A 19,846-nucleotide genomic window follows, 5' to 3' on the forward strand; every position below is an offset into this window, starting at 1 on the left:
GTCAGCCAATATTCATGGATGGATCATCGGCCCCGCAGGGCGCTTTCCGCCTCCAGCATATAGTCGCGCGTGATCGGCAGGCTGCGGCGGTCGCGGACATATTGGACCTGGTAATTCACCATGCCGCCATGTTCGAACACCGTGGCCGCACCGGCCAGATAGAAGGTCCAGAGGCGGAAGAACCGCTCGTCGTACAGGGCGACGATGTCCGCCTTGTGCGCCAGCGTCCGCTTGTACCATTCGCGGATTGTGAGGCCGTAATGGATGCGCAGCACCTCGACATCCGTGACCATCAGCCGCGTGCCCTCGCTCCCCTGGATCATCTCCGACAAGGCGGGAATATAGCCGCCGGGGAAGATATATTTCTGGGTGAAGGCGTCGGTGATGCCCGGCCCGTCGACCCGCCCGATTGTGTGGATCAGCATCACCCCCTCCGGCGTCAGAAGCTCGCGGCACTTGGTGTAGAAGGTGCGGTAATCCTTGGTCCCGACATGCTCGAACATGCCGACCGACACGATGCGGTCGAACGGCCCGTCCATGTCGCGATAATCGATCAGTTCGAAGCGGACATGGTCGGCCACGCCGGCATCCTGCGCCCGCTGGCGCGCGACCTTGAGCTGCTCTTCCGACAGGGTGATGCCGGTCACGTCGACGCCGCAGGTGCGATGCAGGTACAGCGCCATGCCACCCCAGCCGCAGCCTATGTCGAGCACCTTCATGCCCGGCTTCAGGTGCAGCTTGGCCGCGATATGCGCCTTCTTGTCCTCCTGCGCCTGTTCCAGGCTGATCCCCGCCTCATTGTCGGCATCGGGGAAATAGGCGCAGCTATATTGCCGGTCCCGATCGAGGAAGAGGGCGTAGAGCGCGCCCGACAGGTCGTAATGATGCGCCACATTGGCCTTCGCCCGCGCCCGGTGATTGGCGGCCCAGAGTTTGCGCCGGATCGCCTTGAAGCCGCGCTTGACGGAGCCGAGATCGCTGATCGACTTGCCCGTTTCCCAGGCATTGTTCATGCGGATGAGCGAGATCAGTTCCATGATCCCGCCGCCCTCTATCGCGACGCGCCCATCGATGAAGGCCTCCGCCATGCCGAGGCGCGGGTCCCTGACGATGTCGAACGGCACACGCGCATCGTGGAATTTCAGCGCCAGCGACGGAAAGCCCGGTTCGGGGGTTCCGACCGTGATCTTCCTGCCGTCATGATAATAGATGCTGAGCTGGCCCCGCGTGACCAGCCGCTTGATGACGCGATCGAACAATTTCATGGGGCCACCCTGTCAGGTCATTCCGCTGCCGTCAAATGCCCGCATACCAGTCATAGCCGGCGCGGTCCTCCCAATAGCCGCCCTTGCCGCCGCCTATGCCGTCCAGACTCGCAACCGCTTCAATCTTCATCAGATATTTCGCCTGCTTATAGCCCAGTTGCCGCTCCACCCGCAGCCGGAGCGGCGCGCCATTGGCCACGCGCAGGGGTTCGTCGTTGAGCGCGAAGGCGAGGATCGTCTGCGGGTGGAAGGCGTCCACCAGATCGATGCTTTCATAATAGCCGCGCCCGCCGCCCATATCGTCGGCGCAGTGGAAGACGATGTACCGCGCCCCGTCCCGCAGCCGCGCCGCGTCGAGGATCGGCTTCAACGGCACGCCGCGCCATTTGCCGATGGCGCTCCACCCCTCTACGCAGTCGTGGCGCGTGATCTGCTCCCGATGGGGCAGGGCGTGGAGCTGCGCCAAGGAGAGGGAAAGCGGCCGTCCCACCAGTCCGGTCACATGCAGCCGCCAGTCGGCAAAGCCGTTGCGCCACAGCGCCTTATATTCGGCTGTGTTCGGATTGGCGGTACCGTTGGGGCGGAAGAAGGGAGAAATCTGGTCCGGCCGGAATTCCCGCGCCAGCGCGTCGCGGGCCATCAGGCTGCGCTGCGCCCATTTGTGGAAATTCCCGGCGGAAAACAGCGCCTCGCGCATCGTCTCGTTCTTCGCCAGCCGGTCGCATCCCGCCAGCGTCGCGGCGGCGCCCAGTACCAGGGTCCGACGGTCGAGGATCAGGCTCATCGCCGCGCCTCCGGCACGCGATAGCGTCCGCTGATCATCGAGCGGATTTCGTTCAGGGGCCCGGCCAGCACCACCATCAGCATATGCACCAGGAAGAAGGCGACGAGCATGAAGGCCGTGATGAAATGGATCGAGCGTGCCGACTGGCGCCCGCCGAACAGGTCGACCAGCCAGGGCCATGCCGCGTTCATGCCTGGCGACATGGTGAGGCCCGTCAGGATCAGGATCGGCAGCGCGACGAAGATCACGCCGATATAGCTGGCCTTTTGCAACATATTGTAGCGCAGCGCCGCTTCGCCGGTTGGGAAATGCAGCCGGGCATGGTCCTTTATGTCCTGCCAGACATGGCGCGGCGCCAGTTCGTCGCGCCGGAAGGCCAGGTCGCGCGCCAGATGCCCGCCGAACAGGCTCCAGACCATGTAGAAGAGCAGCGCGAAGGCAAAGATCGGCGCGGCGCTCAGATGCCAGTGCCGCGACATCGCCAGATTATAGTGGGCGGGCAGCGTGATCCAGCTTCCGAACCGCTCCAGCACCAGCCACGGGCGGTCGAGATTCGCGCCATAATGCCCCCAATAAAGCCGGGGATGCGCATTGAAGATGCCAAGCCCGCTGGCGAACAGCACGTAGAGCAGCAGCGCATTCAGCCAATGCCACAGGCGCGTCGGTCCTTTGTGGCGCAGCACCAGCTTCGGTTCGGCGGCTATCGGCTCGGATGAGGCGCTATCCATAGGCTGCTGTTACCCTTTTGCACCAACAGCGTCAAAAAGGACGATGCCGTTACGCGCATGAATCATTTTTCATGATCCCGTTCATGTGGGAGCCAGATTGCGGGTCCATAAGCGCCGCTGCCGGGATCGAGTAAAGTTTCCGGATTTTTGAAGCTCCTATGGATAGATGCCCTGTAAGTTCAATAGGGATGATATGAAAATATTTATCAGATCCGTCTCTTTTAAAAACCGATTGAGAACATAAATCGATCTCACCCGGTTCAGGGTATCGAACAAGTCATGAGGAATACCATGAAAACTGCGATTATCGCAGCGATTGCTGCTGCCACCGTTTCTGTTCCTGCCTTTGCTCAGGATGTCGCGCCTTTTACTGGTCCGCGCGCCGGCATTACCATGGGCTATGACAAGGTTCAGGGCGACGACGGCTTCAGCTATGGCGTGTCGACCGGCTATGATCTGGCCGTCACCCCGCATGTGACCTTCGGTCCGGAAGTCTCGCTCAGCGAGTCCACGGCGAAGTTCAGTGGCGTGGATGCGAGCCGCGATCTCGCCGCATCGGTGCGCCTTGGCTATGTCGTGACGCCGCAGGTGCTGGCGTTCGGCAAGGTCGGATACGCCAACAGCCGCTTCGAAGTCCCTGGCGACCACCAGACGCTGGAAGGCGTGCGCTATGGCGGTGGCCTCGAATATTCGGTGACTCCGCGCACCTATATTTCGGCCGAATATCAGCGGACCGAATATGAAGACAATTTCGGCGGCCGCGATGCGGGCGTGGTGGGGATCGGCTTCCGTTTCTGAGTTGGGTGCCGCTGGGTATGACAAGGGGCGGTCCCGCTGGGGCCGCCCCATTTTCATGCAAACTCATACTGTTGCGGAAAAGCATCATACATTTGTAAAGTTCATATCCATATTGCAACAATCACGATCGCGTTACATATGCGCGCCGTCAGCGATGCATGTCGCTGCGTGCAGGACGGGGGGATGAACCGAATTATCTCGGTATTCCGAATGACGATGAAATAACGACACGCAACGTCATCCCCGTAAAAAGAACAAGCGGCAGTCCACATCACCGGACTGTTCGTTTCTGATGACATGAGGATTTTATGAAGACTGTGATTTTCGCAGCCCTTGCTGCTGCCGCCGTTTCCGCTCCCGCTTTCGCTCAGGACGCCGCGCCCTTCACCGGCCCGCGCGCCGGCGTGACGCTGGGCTACGACAAAGTTGGCGGCGAAGAAGGCTTCAGCTATGGCGTCAGCACCGGTTACGATCTGGCCGTCACCCCGAACATCACCTTCGGCCCGGAAGTGTCGTTCGGCGATTCCACCGTGGATGAGGCCGGTCTGGATGTCAGCCGCGATCTGGCCGCTTCGGTGCGCCTGGGCTACATCCTGACCCCGCGCGTTCTGGCGTTCGGCAAGGTCGGCTATGCCACCACCCGCTTCGAGGTCGCCGGCTTGGGCAGCACCAATCTGGAAGGCGTGCGTTATGGCGGCGGCGTGGAATTCGCCGTGACCGGCAACACCTATATCTCGGCTGAATATCAGCGCACCGAATATGAAGACAATGCTGGCGGCCGTGACGCCGGCGTCGTCGGTATCGGTTTCCGCTTCTAATCCCTCTCGGATAGAACAGGGAAAGGGCGGCCCGGTGGGGCCGCCCTTTTCCTATGCTTGCTCACACCGTTCCAATGATACGCCCAATTTTTCCTGCCTTCACAGGAACACGGCCCAACAGAAACAGCACAAACCCTAAGCCCAGGGGAGAGGCGTCAGGTCCGGTTCCACCCAGCGCCGCCGCGCTTCCGTCGACATCAGCCGCTCGCGCGACCAATAGGCGAACAGCCAGTCCTTGTCGGCCATGGGCGAACGCATCAGCGCCGCAAAGGCCTCCGCCGGCGACGGTTCGCCCGGCAAGCCCGCCAGCACTGCCCGCGCCGCCTTCAGCGATGCCATGGTAATCGTCTCATGATAGCCGGCGCTGTCGCTGTTCACGCCGCCCATGCTCTCGTTATAGGCCGCGATCATCCCGGGCATGTCCCGCTCGGCCAGCATGTCCGTCCGCCGCAGCATGAGCCACAGGGCCGTCGCGAAATGCGCGCCATGCGTCCACTCCTCCTTGGGCAGCGTCCGCGCGCAAAAGCCGCTGGCGATCCGCTCGATCTCTTCGTCCGTCATTGTCATCCATCCTTTCATGCCGCCCGGACGAAGCCGACAAGAAAAACCCCGCCGTCCGGGCGGGGTTTGCATCTCGCGCCGCAAAGGCGCAGGTCATCGGCCCCGCTCTATCCGAGCGCCGCTTGCTTCTCCGCCTCCAGCCGGTCCAGCTCCGCCCGGCTTTTCTTCTCGGAAGCGGACTTGAGCTGGCCGCAGGCGGCCATGATGTCCCGCCCGCGCGGTGTGCGCACCGGCGCGGAGATCCCGCCTTCGAACACGATGTCGGAAAAGCGCCTTATCCGCTCGGGCGTCGAACATTCATAATCCGTGCCCGGCCAGGGGTTGAACGGGATCAGGTTGACCTTCGCCGGCAGCTTGTACTGGCGAAGCAGCCGGACCAGCTCGCGCGCATCCTCGTCGCTGTCATTCTTGTCCTTGATCATGACATATTCGAAGGTGATGCGCCGCGCATTGTTCGCCCCCGGATAGTCGGCGCAGGCCTGCAAAAGCTGATCGATGCCGAACTTCCTGTTGAGCGGCACCAGTTCGTCGCGCACATCCTTGGTCACGGCGTGCAGCGACACGGCGAGGTTGACGCCGATCTCCTCGCCCGCCCGCGCCATCATCGGCACAACGCCGGAGGTGGAGAGGGTGATGCGCCGCTTCGACAGGGCAAGTCCATCGCCGTCCATCACGACCTTCAGCGCATCGCGCACATGGTCGAAATTATAGAGCGGCTCGCCCATGCCCATCATCACGATATTGGTCAGCATGCGGCCATCGGTCGTATATTGCGGCGCATCGTCGGCTTCATCGTCATTGGCGGACGCCATGCTGCCCTTGGGCCACTCGCCCAATGCATCGCGCGCCAGCATCACCTGGCCCACAATCTCGCCCGGCGTCAGGTTGCGCACCAGCCGCATCGTGCCCGTATGGCAGAAACGGCAGTTGAGCGTGCAGCCCACCTGGCTCGATACGCACAGCGTCCCCCGGTCCGCGTCCGGGATGAACACCATCTCATAATCCTGCCCGTCGTCGGAGCGCAGCAGCCATTTGCGCGTGCCGTCGCTCGAGACCTGCGCCTCCACGACCTGCGGACGACCGATGACGAAGCGCTCCGCCATCCAGCCGCGCATCGGCTTGGCAAGGTCGGTCATGGCGTCGAAATCGGTCTCGCCGCGATGGTAGAGCCAGTGGAACAATTGCTTGGACCGCAGTTTCGCCTGCCTGGTATCGAGCCCCGATTCCTCCAGCACGCCCTTGATCTGCGGCCGCGACAGCCCCATCAGGTCGACGCGCCCATCCTCACGAGGCGTCACCGCGCGGGGCACGGGCACAGGGTCGATAGCGCCGGGAATCGGCATCAAGGGGTTGGCGGCTGTCTGCATGGCCGCGCCCATAGCGGATTTTGGGGGATTTTGGAAGGGCGGTGAATGGCGCACGCCCCTCACCGCAATCGCGCGCACCCCAGCGCCGCGGCATCGATCGCCGTGGCCGCCCCGCGCAACGCATAGGTGTCCGCAAAGCCCCGCCCACGCGCATCCCGCGTCTGCACACTCATGCTGGTGGCGGAGCGCATCGCCGCGATGATTGCCGCATCCGCCCGCGCATCGGGCGCCCAGGCATCCACCTGCCCCGCCACCAGCGTAAAGCGCCGGTCCCCCACATTCAGGATCACCGCAGCGTCCCCCATCCGCATCCTGCTCAAGCGGAAATGCACCTGCCCCCGCACCGATTGGCGCGGCCAGCTCCCGACCGCCGCAAAGCCCTCCGATCCCGCTGCGACGGGCATGGCGATCGCATAGCAACGGGGGCCACCGGATTGGGAAGGGGTCGGATCTCGAAACGCCCCCCACGCCTCGAACACGCCCAGAGAGTCCCGCGCCTGCGCGGCCGTGGCCATGATCATCAGGGGGAGGGCGAGGGGCCATGGAGCTTTCACATCCCCGGCAAAGCGCATGCTGTTCCCTTTTGCAACCCTTTGGCAAACGAAACGATCACCCAGCGCTTGCAGGGGCCGTCACAGCGGCTATGAAGGATCATCCATCATTGTCGCCCGGATTCGACCGAGTTCGGGCTTTGCGCAGAAAAGAAACGGACAGAACAGGGACATGAAGGCCACCATCGAACGCGCAACGCTGCTCAAGAGCCTCAGCCACGTCCAGTCGGTGGTCGAGCGGCGCAACACGATTCCGATCCTGTCCAACGTGCTGATCGAAGCATCGGCCGATGGCGCGATCAAGCTGATGGCGACCGACCTCGACCTCCAGATCGTCGAAAGCGTCGCCGCCCAGGTGGAACAGCCCGGCGCGACCACCATTTCGGCGCACACCCTGTTCGACATCGCGCGCAAGCTGCCCGAAGGCAGCCAGGTCTCGCTCCAGGCCGCCGAGGGCAAGATGCTGATCCAGGCAGGCCGCGCCCGCTTCAACCTGTCGACCCTGCCGCGCGACGACTTCCCGGTGATCGCGGAAGGCGACCTGCCGACCAGCTTCGAACTGCCCGCCGAAACGCTGAAGCAGATCATCGACAAGACGCGCTTCGCCATCTCGACCGAAGAGACGCGCTATTATCTGAACGGCATCTATTTCCACGTTTCGGACGAGGGACAGCCTGTGCTGAAGGCGGCGGCGACCGACGGCCATCGCCTGGCGCGCGTCACCGTGCCGCGACCCGACGGCGCGGACGGCATGCCGGGCATCATCGTGCCGAGGAAGTGCATCGGGGAACTGCGCAAGCTGCTCGACGAGGTGGAAGGCTCTGTGCAGATTTCGCTGTCGGCGAGCAAGATCCGCTTCGGCCTGGGCAGCGCCATCCTGACCAGCAAGCTGATCGATGGCACCTTCCCTGATTACAGCCGCGTCATCCCGACCGCCAACGACAAGCTGCTGAAGATCGATCCGCGCAGCTTCGAGGAAGGCGTGGACCGCGTGGCGACCATCGCCACCGAAAAGACCCGCGCCGTCAAGATGACGCTGGACCGCGACAAGATCACCCTTTCCGTCACCAGCCCGGAAAACGGCACGGCGGCCGAGGAAGTCCCCGGGACCTTCCAGGGCGAGGGCTTCGACATCGGTTTCAACGCGCGTTATCTGCTCGACATCCTGGGCCAGATCGACAGTGATCTGGTCGAACTGCACCTGGCCGACGCCGCTGCGCCGACGCTGATCCGCGAAGATGATCGCAGCCCCGCGCTCTATGTGCTGATGCCCATGCGCGTTTGAGGGTTTTGCCCGGTTGCGGACATTGACGCTTCCCCTCCCCTTCAGGGGCGGGGATTAGTGGCGGGAAACCACCCGCCGCAGACCTTGCCTGTCGGGTAAGTTTCTTTCAATCTCTTGTCGTTACGCAGGGAATATGACTTCCTTGCGGGCGAACCTGGCAGAACTGCATACGCGGCGGACCGATCTGGTCGCGGCGCTTGGCCTTGCCGAAAGCGGGGCTGCCGTCGACGCTTCCTGGATTTCCGGCACCTTCGTCCATATCGCCCGGCTCTGGCCGCTTGTCCTGCTGGGGAAGCTCTGCATCACCGCTCTGCTGCATGTGCCTTTCTATGATGAGGGCAATGTCGGCCATGCCGTTGCCCTGGCGGCCATGCTGCTGGTCGACGGCATTGCCATCGTCGTGCCGCGCGGAGCCCGGTTCCAGCTTTTGCGGCCACATCACCAGAAATGGCTGATGCTGCCGATGGTGCTGCTCTCGGGCCTCAGCTTCAGCCTGATGCTGGGGCCGTCGCTGATCGCCGGCGAGCCTTCGCGCAATCTGGCCGCGGAAATGGCGGTCGCGTTGATGGCCGTGTCGATCTTCGGCGACCGGCGCCTGTTGGGTGTCAGCTATTTCTGCGGCCTGCTGATCGCCTCCATCCTGCATCGGGGCGATTTCGCGCAGGTCGGCCTGTTGATCAGTTGCATAGCCGCGATGCTGGTCGCCGCGCTGCGCCAGGCGCATGCCGACATGAACCGCGCCATCGCCTTCCATCAGCGGGATCTGAGGGCCCAGCGCTCCGACCGGCTGCTCCATGACTATGAACAGTCAGGTCGCGGCTGGTTCTGGGAAACCGACCGCCACGGATGCATCGTCTATATTTCCGACACATTGGCCCGTACCTTGGGGTTGGGCAACGATGCCCTGATCGGCCGTCCGATCACGGAAATCATCCGTCCCGGCGACCGGCAGGATGGCGATGGCGAGCGCACATTGGGGTTCCACCTGTCGGCGCGCACCGGCTTTGCCGAAATTCCCGTCCGCGCCGCTATGGCGAAGGACGAGCGCTGGTGGTCGATCTCCGGCCAGCCGGTGTTCAACGAATTCGGCCAGTTCCACGGCTTCCGGGGCAGCGGCACGGACCTTACCGAAATGCGCCGCAGCCAGGCGGAGGTGACGCGGCTCGCCCAATATGATTCGCTGACCGGCCTTGCCAACCGGGTGCAGATGATGCGCTCGCTGGAGCAGGCGGTCGCGGGCAAGAACGGGCAGCCGCGTGACTGCACGCTGATGATGCTGGACCTCGACCGGTTCAAGATCGTCAACGACACGCTGGGCCATCCGGCTGGCGATGCGCTGCTGCGCCAGGTCAGCGAGCGTATCCGGCGGGTTGTCGGCAACAAGGGGCTGGTCGGACGTCAGGGCGGTGATGAATTCAAGATCCTGCTGCCCGGCCGACCCGACAAGATCACCCTGGACCATCTGGCGCGGGCGATCATCACCGATGTGTCCCAGCCCTATACGGTGGAGGGAACGGCGGTCGTCATCGGGGTGTCGATCGGCATTTCCTTCTGCCCGCAGGATGGCGTGACGGCCGAGGAACTCATCCGCAATGCCGATCTTGCGCTCTACGCCGCCAAGGGGGACGGGCGCGGCATCTATCGCTTCTATTCCCCGGAGATGCATGCCGATGCCGAGGATCGCCGCCAGTTGGAGGAGGATCTGCGCAAGGCGCTGGTCGAAAACGCCCTGCACCTCGTCTATCAGCCGGTGGTTTCCTCCCGGACCGAGCAGATTACCGGCTATGAAGCGCTGCTGCGCTGGCAGCATCCGGTGCGCGGCTTGATCTCTCCCACGCTGTTTATCCCCATTGCGGAGGAAAGCGGCCTGATCGGCCCGATCGGTGAATGGGTGCTCCGCACCGCCTGCCGCGATGCGGCGCAGTGGGCCGACGGGGTTAGGGTGGCCGTCAACGTCTCACCGATCCAGTTCGCCAATCACGGCCTGCCCTCGATCGTCATGAATGCGCTCGCCGCCTCCGGGCTGGCGGCCCAGCGACTGGAGCTGGAGATCACCGAAAGCGTGTTCCTGAACGACGATGATGGCACGGACTCGATGTTCTCCCGGCTGAAGGGCATCGGGGTGCGACTGGCGCTCGACGATTTCGGCACCGGCTATTCCTCGCTCGGCTATCTCAAGAAAGCGCCGTTCGACAAGATCAAGATCGACCAGAGCTTCGTGCGCGGCGCCGCGATCAAGGGCAGCCCTAACAGCGCGATCATCAAGGCGATCGTCAGCCTGGCCGAAGCGCTGGGCATGGATACCACGGCCGAAGGGGCGGAGACGCAGGATGAACTCGCGCTGATCCGCAACCTAGGGTGCAGCCATATCCAGGGCTATGTCTATGGCCGCCCGCTGCCGGCGGCGGACGTGCTGGTCCAGCAACACCGCCATGGCGGCGTGGTCGCGCCGCAGGGCTTCCAGTCGAGCCGGACGGAACGCAAGACCATGTTGCGTACCGTGGCCGTGCACCATGACGGTCATGTCTATACCGGGCGCATCCGCAACATCTCCGCCACGGGTGCGCAGTTGGAGGGCCTGTGGAACGTGCCGGAGGGCACGCTGTTCGCCATCGAACTGGGCGACAACCAGACCGTCAATGCCATCGCGCGATGGTCCAAGGACGACCGGCTGGGGGTGGAATTCGTCCAGGCGATCAACCCGTCGACATTGCGCGCCGTGCCTCGTTCCATGGCATCCTGAGGGTGCGAGGCGGGTCAGGATGGCTGGGTGTGGGGCGACGGAGATAGTCGGGTTCCGCCATTAGGCGCGCGGTGCTCCCGCGTAGGAGCATGCTTTACCCAGACCAACATCAACGTCCGCTCTCCACTCTTGCCCCTTCCTCCATCTCCACGCTTGCCGATACCTTGAACCGCGCTATGTCCGTCCGGTCATCGGAGCGGGAGACGGCATGGGCGGCATCGTCGGGAAAATCGTCAAAGGCTTGGGCGTTGCGCTGCTGTTTCTGGTTGTCGCCCTGTGCCTGGCGGTGACCGTCGTTCCACCCTTTCTCGACCGCATCTATTATGAAGGGCCGGTCACCCGCCATTATGACGGGGAACGCTTCTTCAATCCCGATGGGGACATCCGCTCTCCCGCACCGGCGGGCGGCAACCCGCGCGGTTTCATCGCGCGGTGGCTGCTGGGTCAGGACGACCGGCCCTCATGGCCTGACATGGTGGCGGTCAAGCCTTCGCGCCCGCCTGCCTTCGCGGCGCCGCGTGGCATGATCGCCACCTGGGTGGGACATGCCACCGTACTCGTGCAGGCGGCGGGCCTCAATATCCTCACCGATCCGATCTGGTCCGACCATGCCAGCCCCTTTCCGCCCCTGGGGCCCCGGCGGGTGGCGCAGCCGGGCGTGCGCTTCGACGATCTGCCGAGGATCGACCTCATCCTCCTCAGCCACAATCATTACGACCATATGGACATCCCCACGCTGAAAAGGCTTTGGAAACGGGACAGGCCGAAGATCGTCACCAGCCTGGGCAATGACGCGATCCTGAAAGCCAACGGCATTCCGTCGACGGCGCTCGACTGGGGGCAATCGATAAGCGGCGCGGCGTTGAACGGCCTGGGCGACGGCACGGTGATCCAATGCGAAAATTATGAGCATTGCCCGGATTATCGCGTTCATGTGCTGCGCAACCATCATTGGAGCAGCCGCTGGGGCACTGACCGCAGCCGGGCGCTCTGGTCGAGCTTCTTCGTCAGCACGCGGGCGGGCAATATCTTCTTCGCGGGCGACACGGGCGCTGGCGATATGGCCTGGCCCGCGGACGCGGCGCGGCTGGGGCCGATCAGGCTGGCGATGATCCCGATTGGCGCCTTCCGCTTCCATGCCGGACAAATGCAGTCGGATTCCCATGTCGGGCCGGAACAGGCCGTGCAGATTTTCGAAAAGCTCAAGGCCTCGACCGCCATTCCCATCCATTGGGGGACGTTCCGCCTTTCCTACGAGAAATGGGATACCCCGCCCAAAATGCTGGAACTCCAACTGCGTTGCGCAGGCATTGAACGGCGGCGTTTTGCGCCCCTTCGGGTCGGGCAGTCGATCCTGGTGCCCGGCTGGTCGCCCGTGCCGCACAGGGAGAAGCGGTGCGATCCGGGCGCGATCGCGAGGTTGAAGTAGGCGGAGGCTGTTGGCAGGCGGTAACCCGCCAAATCCTGTCGCCGCCCTAACGTTTCTGGAGCTGCCGCTCGATCGTCGTCCAAAGTCCGGCAAAGGCCTGGGCGGATGGGGATGAGGCCGCGAAGGCGCCCAGCGGTTTGCGGCGGACAGCCATTTGTTCGACCGCGCTGGCCATGGGAATGGCCGGCCAGCCGGGCTGGGATTCCAGGGCTGCGCGATGCAGGCCACGGCGGCGGTCGACCATGGAATAGACCGGCATGATCGGCGGATGGCTGCCGCCGCGCTGCACCAGATAGCGGGCGACCTCCCCCATGGCGCGTTGGGCGAGGGGGGAGGGGATGACCGGAATGACGATCATGTCCGCCGCGCGCAGCACCTGCTCGCTGGTTTCGGTGAGGCCGGGCGGACAATCCAGGATGATCCGGTCATAATCCTTGCCCAGGCTCTCGATCAGCTTGGCGAGACGCTTCTTCTTGTCCATCTCCCGGAACAGATGGTCGAGGCTGCGCAGCGAGGTGTCGGCGGCGATCAGGTCGAGGCCCTGCACCGTCGAGGGTTGGATCAGCTTGCGGACCTCCACATCCTTGCTGAAGATCGCCTGCGCGGCGTCGCGGCTTTCGCTGTCCGTGGAGATCAGCCAGCTCGACGCGGCCTGTGGGTCGAGATCCCACAGCAATGTCCGCCGTTTCGAAATGCTTGCGGATGCCCAGGCGAGGTTGATCGCGAAGGTGGTTTTCCCGACCCCGCCCTTCAGGCTGTAGACGGCGATGGTCGCCACTTGCGGTTCCTTTGCCATATGCGGAGGCTATCTTGCTGCACCGCCAAAGCAAGGGCTGAATCATGGGATTGTTACGTGCATGTGACGGACCCTGCCGGACCCTCGATTACCAGCCCGCCGTCGAAGAGGATGATGGGTTGGTCCGCTGGCGGGTTTTGATGGCCAGTGCCGATCATTCCTCGTTCACCCCCATCCGTTCGGACTGAGCCTGTCGCCATCCTGCGCTTTCCCCAAGGAAGCGTGGCGCTTCGACAAGCTCAGCGCGAAAGAGGTGCTAATCCGGCGCCCGCGACATAGGGCGCTCAAACGAGCACCGGGATTGCGCCAAGAAAAATCCCGCCGCGAGGCATGGTCGCGGCGGGATCATTTCCGTTTCGAAGGATCAGGCGGCTGCCCGGCGTTCCTTCAGTTCCTCGTTCAGCATTTCTGCGAGCAGGAACGCGAGTTCCAGGCTCTGCGCCGCGTTGAGGCGCGGGTCGCAATGGGTGTGGTAGCGATCCGCAAGGCCTTCGTCCGTGATCGCCACGGCGCCGCCGGTGCACTCCGTCACATTCTGGCCGGTCATTTCGGCATGGATGCCGCCGCCGAAGCTGCCCTCCGCCCGGTGAACGGCGAAGAAACCGCGCACCTCCGCCAGGATGCGGTCGAACGGCCGCGTCTTGTAGCCATTGGCCGCCTTGATGACATTGCCGTGCATCGGGTCGCAGGACCAGACCACCGGATGGCCTTCCTTCAGCACCGCGCGGACCAGCCTGGGCAGGCCCACCTCGATCTTGTCATGGCCGTAGCGGGTGATAAGCGTGATCCGGCCCGCTTCCCGGCTGGGATTCAGCACGTCCAGCAGGCGGATCAGCGCATCCGGCTCCAGGCTGGGGCCGCATTTCATGCCGATCGGATTGCCGATGCCGCGCAGATATTCGACATGCGCCGACCCTTCGAACCGGGTGCGATCCCCGATCCACAGCATATGCGCGGAGGTGTCGTACCAGTCGCCGGTCAGCGAATCCTGCCGGGTCAGCGCCTGCTCATAGGGCAGCAGCAGCGCCTCATGGCTGGTGTAGAAGCTCGTTCCCCCCAATTGCGGCACGGTTTCGGGCGACAGGCCGCAGGCGCGCATGAAGTCGAGCGCCTGTCCGATCTGGTCGGCCATCGCCTCGAACTTCGCGGCCCAGGGGCTGCGGCCCATGAAATCCAGCATCCAGCCATGGACCCGGTCCAGGCTGGCATAGCCCCCGGTCGAAAAGGCCCGCAGCAAGTTAAGCGTCGCCGCCGACTGGTTATAGGCGCGGATCATCCGCCCCGCGTCGGGTTCGCGCGCCTCCGCCGTGAAGGCGATGTCGTTGACATTGTCGCCGCGATAGCTGGGCAGTTCGACGCCGCCGATCGTCTCCGTATCGGCGGAGCGCGGCTTGGCGAACTGGCCAGCCATGCGGCCGACCTTCACGATCGGCAGCTTGGACGCAAAGGTCAGCACCACCGCCATCTGCAGCAGCACGCGGAAGGTGTCGCGGATATTGTTCGGATGGAACTCCGCAAAGCTCTCCGCGCAATCGCCGCCCTGAAGCAGGAACGCCTCGCCATTCGTCACCCTGGCGAGTTCGGCCTTCAGGCTGCGCGCTTCGCCGGCAAAGACGAGCGGGGGAAACTGGCTGAGCTGAGCCTCCACGGCGGCAAGCGCCTGGCCGTCACGATAGACGGGCATCTGGATGCCCTTTTGGCTGCGCCAGCTTTCCGGCGTCCACTTCGCCGCCACGTCGAGTCTCCCAAAGATCGTAAAATAGGGGCCGCACCTACGCGCAACCAGTGGCTAACGCAAGTTTATAGCGGCGGCGTGCGGGGGCCCGTTATTTCTGGCAAGGATAATGTTCGTTGAGCGCCACGCTGACCAGGACGGAGGCAGGCGCCTGCCGCTGGTCGGGATAACGGGTCAGATAGGTGAGGACGATGCGCTTCACTTCCTCCGCATTCATCTGGGCGGGCCAGCAATTGGGCTTGGCCCGGCCGATGAACACATCCTTCTTGATGCCGTCCACCGCGCCGACGATATAGGCGGTGCAGGCCAGGGCATATTCCGGCGCCTTGTTGCGGCATTTGGCGAGCAGGGTCGTTCCCGTCTCGAACATATAGCTTTGCGCAGGCGCAGCGACGGTCGGTATCGTCATGGCGCCAATTCCCATGAACGCTGCGGTTGCGGCTTTTAGCATGCGCGGAATATGCCCGCTTGCCTGACATATGTACAAACGGGCCGGCTGATCCGCCGCACGGTCCGGCTCAGCCGCCGGAACCTTATGCCGTGTTGAGGGTGAGGCGCCAGTCCCAGCGAAGCGGATCGCCGTCCATCACCTCGACCCCCCGGTCGATCAAGGCGTCGCGTATCTCGTCCGACAGGGCGAAGTCCTTTTCGGTGCGCGCCTGCTGGCGACGGTCCAGTTCGGCTTCGATCTCTTCGGGCGCGATCGCCGCGTCCCCGGGCCGGATGCGCAGGTCTGCGCGGCCGATGGTCAGCAGGTTGAGGCCCAGCGCCTGGTCGAAGGCTGCGAGCAGGCAGAGCTTCTCGTCCACCGGCACCTTCTTGATGGCGATGGTCTCCTCCAGAAGCGGCAGCGCGCGGGGCGTCATCAGGTCGTCGCTGATCGCCGCGTCGAACTGTTCGAGCAAGGGCGCGAGCTTGGGGTGGAGATTGGCGCGCAGCCAGTCCAGCCGCAGCGACTGCCATGTCACGCCCTCGGCCCGCGCCTTCAGGTTTTCGACACCCATGACGAGGCGTTTCAGGCGGGTGAGCGCTGCGCCGACGCTGTCCGCGCTGAACTCCAACTCGCTGCGATAATGCGCGCCCAGGCACAGCAGGCGATAGGCGAGCGGATGCACGCCCGCGTCGATCAGCGAGAAGAGAGTGGTGAAGCCGCCCTTGGACTTGCTCATCTTTCCCTGCCGGTCGACGAGGAAATTATTGTGCATCCACCATTTCGCGCCGGTGAAGCCTGCGGTCGCCGCGTCCGCTTCGCCGCAGCAGCCATGGAATGCCTGATTCTGCGCGATCTCGTTGGGATGGTGGATTTCCCGATGGTCGATGCCGCCGGTGTGGATGTCGAACGGATGGCCAAGCCGCGCCTCGCTCATCACCGAACATTCGAGATGCCAGCCCGGCGCACCCTTGCCCCAGGGCGAGTCCCACTCCATCTGGCGCTGTTCGCCGGGCGGGGATTTGCGCCAGATCGCAAAGTCGCTGGGGTTGCGCTTGCCGGCGACGGGATCGATGCGGGCATGGGCGGCATCGTCGCGCCCCCCGGCCAGCGCGCCATAATCAGGCACGGTGCTGCTGTCGAAATAGAGACCCGTTTCCAGTTCGTAGCAATGGGCCGGCGCGATCTTCTCCGCAAAGGCGATCATCTGCGGGACATAGTCGGTGGCGACCGTCCATTCGCTGGGCGGGATGATGTTGAGGTCGGCGATGTTCTGCTTGAAGGCCTGGGTATAATGCGCCGCTATGTCCCAGATGCTCTTGGCTTGGGCGCGGGCGGCGGCTTCCATCTTGTCGTCGCCGGCATCCGCGTCCGACGTCAGATGGCCGACATCGGTGATGTTGATGATATGGGTGACGGTGAGCCCCTTCCAGAGCAAGGTGCGGCGCAGCGTGTCGGTAAAGACATAGGCGCGCAGGTTGCCGAGATGGGCGTAATTATAGACCGTCGGGCCGCAGCTATAGACGCGGGCGTGGTGCGGCTCGATCGGGGCGAAGGCCTCCACCGTGCGCGTCAGGCTGTTGAACAGGCGCAGAGGCGCATCGGCATGCTGCTGGGCGGGTGTGAACTGGTCGCTCATGGGCGCAGCCATGCGGCGATCGGGCCGAAGCGTCAACCGGCCTTGGCATTTGTAATAAATTGTTGCTGGCGGACCGACGCTCTGCGCCATCCCTTGCAATGGCGCGTTGCCCCACCGATATTGCTTGTGCGGGCCGGGCCCCTCTGGCGGTTGGATGTGACATCCAGCCGCGATGTCGGACCGCATCGAGTGTGCTCGGTGCAGGTTCGTGTGCGTTTGCCCCCCTCTGACGTAGCACGAAGACCGCGCCGGGCCACTCGATCCGTCAAGACTGTTTTTGGATGGAGTGATAACGCCGTGAACAATCCCGTTCGTATGCCGGGCTATGGTGCGAGCCAGACGGCGCAGACCGACGCCGGGCTGCGCGCGCACATGCTGGGCGTTTTCCGCAACATGGGCATCGGCCTGGTCATCACCGGGCTGGTCGCCGCCCTCATCGGCAATACGCCGGCGCTCGCCGCCGCGATCTTCGGCACGCCGCTCAAATGGGTGGCGATCTTCGCGCCGCTGGCCTTTGTGTTCTTCTTCAGCTTCCGCATCGAAAAGATGACGACGGCCGGCGCGCGCATGGCCTTCTACGCCTTTTCGGCGGTGATGGGCGTGTCGCTGGCCAGCATCTTCCTGGTCTTCACCGGCGGATCGATCGCGCAGGCCTTCTTCTCCGCCGCCGTGATGTTCCTGGCGATGGCGCTGTGGGGCTATACCACCGGGCGCGACCTGTCGAAATTCGGGTCGTTCCTGATCATGGGCCTGATCGGCATATTGGTAGCGAGCCTCATCAATATCTTCATCGGCTCGTCGGCTATGGCGATGGTCATCTCGATCATCGGCGTGGTGGTCTTCACTGGCCTGACCGCCTGGGACGTGCAGCGCATCAAGTCGGAATATTTCGCCTATGCCGGCCATGAAGTCACGCAGAAGATGCAGGTGATGGGCGCGCTGTCGCTCTACCTGAACTTCGTCAACCTGTTCCAGATGCTGCTCAGCCTGACCGGCGAGCGGGAGTAACCCGAATGCGGGATCAGGCCGCGGTGTCGGCCATGCTCTGCCCGGTCTGTCATGTGGGCCTCTCCATGACGGACCGTCAGGGCGTGGAGATCGACTATTGCCCGCAATGTCGGGGCGTCTGGCTCGACCGGGGTGAACTGGACAAGATCATCGAACGGTCGGCGGGCGGGGTTCCGGCTCCACAGCCCAGCTACCGGCCGGACCGCGACCATCGCGACGACGGGCGATATTATCAGAAGAAGCGGAAGAAGAGCTTTCTCGAAGAGCTGTTCGACTGACGATAAGCGGCCCCGGCGTGGGCCGCTTTTTTTCGGCTTCTTCATAGGTGCTTTCACGGAATGGCGATAAGAGGGGCGGATATGGTCCCATCGGGATGGATCGCCTTGTTCGAGTGAGTTGCATGCCGGGTATCGAAGGAAAAGAATTTCAGCAGGTTACGCCAGTCATATTGGCCGGTGGATCGGGGACGCGGTTGTGGCCGCTGTCGCGCAAATCCTATCCCAAGCAGTTCGTGCCGCTGCTGGGTGAGGAGACGCTGTTCCGCTCCGTGGTGCGGCGGCTGTCGGGTGCGGGCGAGGGTTTCGCCTTTGGCCGCCCCGTCGTCCTGACCAACGCGGCGTTCCGTTTCATCGTAGCTGAACAACTGGCGCAGGAGGGCACCGATCCGCGGGCCATCATGATCGAGCCTTCGGTGCGCAACACGGCGCCCGCCATATTGGCGGCGGCCCTGCATTTGATGGCGGACGATCCAGGGGCGGTGATGCTGGTCGCGCCATCGGACCATGTGGTGCCCGATGCAGAGGCCTTCCGTGCGGCGGTGAGCCAAGGCTTGGCGGCGGCGCATGTCGGCGATCTGGTGACCTTCGGCATTCAGCCGACACGGCCGGAAACCGGCTATGGCTATTTGCAGGTCGTCGCCCGGCCGGATGGATCGGGCGAACCGATCAAGCTGGCGCGCTTCGTCGAAAAGCCCGATGCGGTTCGTGCGGCAGAGATGCTGGCGAGCGGCGATCATCTCTGGAATGCGGGGATTTTCCTGTTTGCGGCGAAGGATCTGGTCGCCGCCTTCGAGGCGCATGCGCCCGACGTGCTGGCGGCGGTGCGGCCGGCGGTCGAGGCGGCGGAAGGCGATCTGGGCTTTTTGCGGCTGGCGGCGGAAGCATGGGACAGCGCGCCGGACATTTCCATCGATTATGCCGTCATGGAGCGGGCCGACAATCTGTCGGTCGTGCCCTATGGCTCTGGCTGGTCCGACCTGGGCGGCTGGGATGCGGTGTGGAGCCATGCCGGTCCGGATACGGCTGGCGTGACGGTGAGCGGCGGGGCGACGGCGATCGATTGCAGCGATACGCTGCTGCGGTCCGACAGTGAAGGCATGGAACTGGTCGGCATCGGGCTCAGCAACATCATTGCGGTGGCGATGAACGACGCGGTGCTGATCGCGGACAAGGCGCGCTCGCAGGATGTGAAGCTGGCCGTCGAGGCGCTCAAGAAGAAGGGCGCCGCGCAGGCGGAAAGTTTCCCCAAGGATCACCGGCCATGGGGTTGGGTGGAGGGCCTGCTGGCGGGCGAGCGCTTCCAGGTGAAGCGGATCGTCGTGCAGCCGGGGCAGTCATTGAGCCTGCAGAGCCATTTCCATCGGTCGGAACATTGGATCGTCGTCGAAGGGACGGCCAAGGTCACGGTGAATGAAGAGGTGACGCTGCTGACGGAAAACCAGTCGCTTTATGTCCCGGCGGGGGCGAAGCATCGGGTCGAGAATCCGGGGAAGATTCCCGTCGTGTTCATCGAGGTGCAGACGGGAACCTATCTGGGGGAAGACGACATCGTTCGGTATGAGGACCGGTACGCGCGGGGGTGAATTCCCGGCGCGCCGCGCCTTCAAGGATTAGAGCCAATCGACATTCAG

At 63.8% G+C, this 19,846-nt stretch carries 18 protein-coding genes; 8 read left to right on the plus strand and 10 right to left on the minus strand.

All coding sequences use genetic code 11. The features are described 5' to 3' along the window. Positions 1 to 23 precede the first annotated feature (23 nt). Genes LDB29_RS19245 through LDB29_RS19255 form a run of 3 tightly spaced genes read right to left on the minus strand, consistent with a single transcriptional unit; the run spans position 24 to position 2,777 of the window. Positions 24 to 1,265, minus strand: coding sequence for a cyclopropane-fatty-acyl-phospholipid synthase family protein (locus LDB29_RS19245; RefSeq protein ID WP_025549676.1), 1,242 nt, complete (start codon positions 1,263 to 1,265; stop codon positions 24 to 26). Between the two features lie 31 nt (positions 1,266 to 1,296). Beyond that, the gene (locus LDB29_RS19250) at positions 1,297 to 2,049 is read right to left on the minus strand and encodes a molybdopterin-dependent oxidoreductase (RefSeq protein WP_037482918.1); all 753 of its coding nucleotides are present in this window, start codon (positions 2,047 to 2,049) and stop codon (positions 1,297 to 1,299) included. After that, positions 2,046 to 2,777: a cytochrome b/b6 domain-containing protein gene (locus LDB29_RS19255; protein ID WP_025549674.1), complete on the minus strand. Its 732-nt coding sequence runs from the start codon at positions 2,775 to 2,777 to the stop codon at positions 2,046 to 2,048. Before LDB29_RS19255 ends, LDB29_RS19250 begins: the two co-directional genes overlap by 4 nt. Before the next feature lie 291 nt (positions 2,778 to 3,068). Here LDB29_RS19255 and LDB29_RS19260 point away from each other — a divergent pair, with 291 nt between their 5' ends. Together LDB29_RS19260 and LDB29_RS19265 are read left to right on the plus strand one after the other, a co-directional pair. Beyond that, positions 3,069 to 3,575, plus strand: coding sequence for a porin family protein (locus LDB29_RS19260; protein WP_025549673.1), 507 nt, complete (start codon positions 3,069 to 3,071; stop codon positions 3,573 to 3,575). A 308-nt stretch (positions 3,576 to 3,883) separates the two neighbouring features. After that, positions 3,884 to 4,393, plus strand: a complete 510-nt coding sequence (locus LDB29_RS19265; protein ID WP_025549672.1) for an outer membrane protein — start codon at positions 3,884 to 3,886, stop codon at positions 4,391 to 4,393. Positions 4,394 to 4,528: 135 nt separating this feature from the next. Here the strand turns inward: LDB29_RS19265 and LDB29_RS19270 are convergent, their stop codons facing one another. The 3 genes from LDB29_RS19270 to LDB29_RS19280 all read right to left on the minus strand — a co-directional run bounded on the left by LDB29_RS19270 (position 4,529) and on the right by LDB29_RS19280 (position 6,893). Further along, positions 4,529 to 4,954: a hypothetical protein gene (locus tag LDB29_RS19270; protein ID WP_025549671.1), complete on the minus strand. Its 426-nt coding sequence runs from the start codon at positions 4,952 to 4,954 to the stop codon at positions 4,529 to 4,531. A gap of 107 nt (positions 4,955 to 5,061) precedes the next feature. Continuing rightward, positions 5,062 to 6,321 (minus strand): 23S rRNA (adenine(2503)-C(2))-methyltransferase RlmN, encoded by a 1,260-nt coding sequence (rlmN, locus tag LDB29_RS19275; RefSeq protein ID WP_025549670.1) that lies wholly within the window; start codon positions 6,319 to 6,321, stop codon positions 5,062 to 5,064. 59 nt (positions 6,322 to 6,380) lie between these two features. Next, the gene (locus LDB29_RS19280) at positions 6,381 to 6,893 is read right to left on the minus strand and encodes a hypothetical protein (protein ID WP_044660342.1); all 513 of its coding nucleotides are present in this window, start codon (positions 6,891 to 6,893) and stop codon (positions 6,381 to 6,383) included. A 151-nt stretch (positions 6,894 to 7,044) separates the two neighbouring features. On the opposite strand from LDB29_RS19280, the gene dnaN reads away from it, so the two are divergent. The 3 genes from dnaN (at position 7,045) to LDB29_RS19295 (ending at position 12,329) form a co-directional block, all read left to right on the plus strand. Beyond that, positions 7,045 to 8,157, plus strand: a complete 1,113-nt coding sequence (gene dnaN / locus LDB29_RS19285; RefSeq protein WP_025549668.1) for a DNA polymerase III subunit beta — start codon at positions 7,045 to 7,047, stop codon at positions 8,155 to 8,157. Positions 8,158 to 8,290: 133 nt separating this feature from the next. Further along, positions 8,291 to 10,900, plus strand: coding sequence for an EAL domain-containing protein (locus LDB29_RS19290; RefSeq protein ID WP_025549667.1), 2,610 nt, complete (start codon positions 8,291 to 8,293; stop codon positions 10,898 to 10,900). A 208-nt stretch (positions 10,901 to 11,108) separates the two neighbouring features. Further along, positions 11,109 to 12,329: an MBL fold metallo-hydrolase gene (locus LDB29_RS19295; RefSeq protein WP_025549666.1), complete on the plus strand. Its 1,221-nt coding sequence runs from the start codon at positions 11,109 to 11,111 to the stop codon at positions 12,327 to 12,329. Between the two features lie 46 nt (positions 12,330 to 12,375). Here LDB29_RS19295 and LDB29_RS19300 read toward each other — a convergent pair whose 3' ends face one another. The 4 genes from LDB29_RS19300 to cysS all read right to left on the minus strand — a co-directional run bounded on the left by LDB29_RS19300 (position 12,376) and on the right by cysS (position 16,929). Then, positions 12,376 to 13,125 carry a ParA family protein gene (locus LDB29_RS19300; RefSeq protein WP_025549665.1) on the minus strand — a complete coding sequence of 250 codons (750 nt, stop codon included), beginning with the start codon at positions 13,123 to 13,125 and terminating at the stop codon, positions 12,376 to 12,378. A gap of 364 nt (positions 13,126 to 13,489) precedes the next feature. Beyond that, on the minus strand, positions 13,490 to 14,860 hold the full coding sequence (locus LDB29_RS19305; protein WP_257555453.1) for a class II 3-deoxy-7-phosphoheptulonate synthase: 1,371 nt from the start codon (positions 14,858 to 14,860) through the stop codon (positions 13,490 to 13,492). A 91-nt stretch (positions 14,861 to 14,951) separates the two neighbouring features. Continuing rightward, positions 14,952 to 15,269: a Rap1a/Tai family immunity protein gene (locus LDB29_RS19310; protein WP_044662810.1), complete on the minus strand. Its 318-nt coding sequence runs from the start codon at positions 15,267 to 15,269 to the stop codon at positions 14,952 to 14,954. Positions 15,270 to 15,393: 124 nt separating this feature from the next. Next, positions 15,394 to 16,929 carry a cysteine--tRNA ligase gene (gene cysS, locus LDB29_RS19315; protein WP_025552173.1) on the minus strand — a complete coding sequence of 512 codons (1,536 nt, stop codon included), beginning with the start codon at positions 16,927 to 16,929 and terminating at the stop codon, positions 15,394 to 15,396. 315 nt (positions 16,930 to 17,244) lie between these two features. On the opposite strand from cysS, the gene LDB29_RS19320 reads away from it, so the two are divergent. From LDB29_RS19320 to LDB29_RS19330, 3 genes are all read left to right on the plus strand, one after another. After that, positions 17,245 to 17,937 (plus strand): Bax inhibitor-1/YccA family protein, encoded by a 693-nt coding sequence (locus LDB29_RS19320; protein WP_037484356.1) that lies wholly within the window; start codon positions 17,245 to 17,247, stop codon positions 17,935 to 17,937. A 5-nt stretch (positions 17,938 to 17,942) separates the two neighbouring features. Next, positions 17,943 to 18,215 (plus strand): zf-TFIIB domain-containing protein, encoded by a 273-nt coding sequence (locus LDB29_RS19325; protein WP_025552169.1) that lies wholly within the window; start codon positions 17,943 to 17,945, stop codon positions 18,213 to 18,215. Positions 18,216 to 18,337: 122 nt separating this feature from the next. Then, a complete protein-coding gene (locus tag LDB29_RS19330; RefSeq protein WP_037484354.1) occupies positions 18,338 to 19,798 on the plus strand; it encodes a mannose-1-phosphate guanylyltransferase/mannose-6-phosphate isomerase in 1,461 nt (486 codons plus the stop codon). Positions 19,799 to 19,846 lie beyond the last annotated feature (48 nt).

The organism is Sphingobium sp. CFD-2, from assembly GCF_024611135.1.
GTDB lineage: Bacteria > Pseudomonadota > Alphaproteobacteria > Sphingomonadales > Sphingomonadaceae > Sphingobium > Sphingobium fuliginis.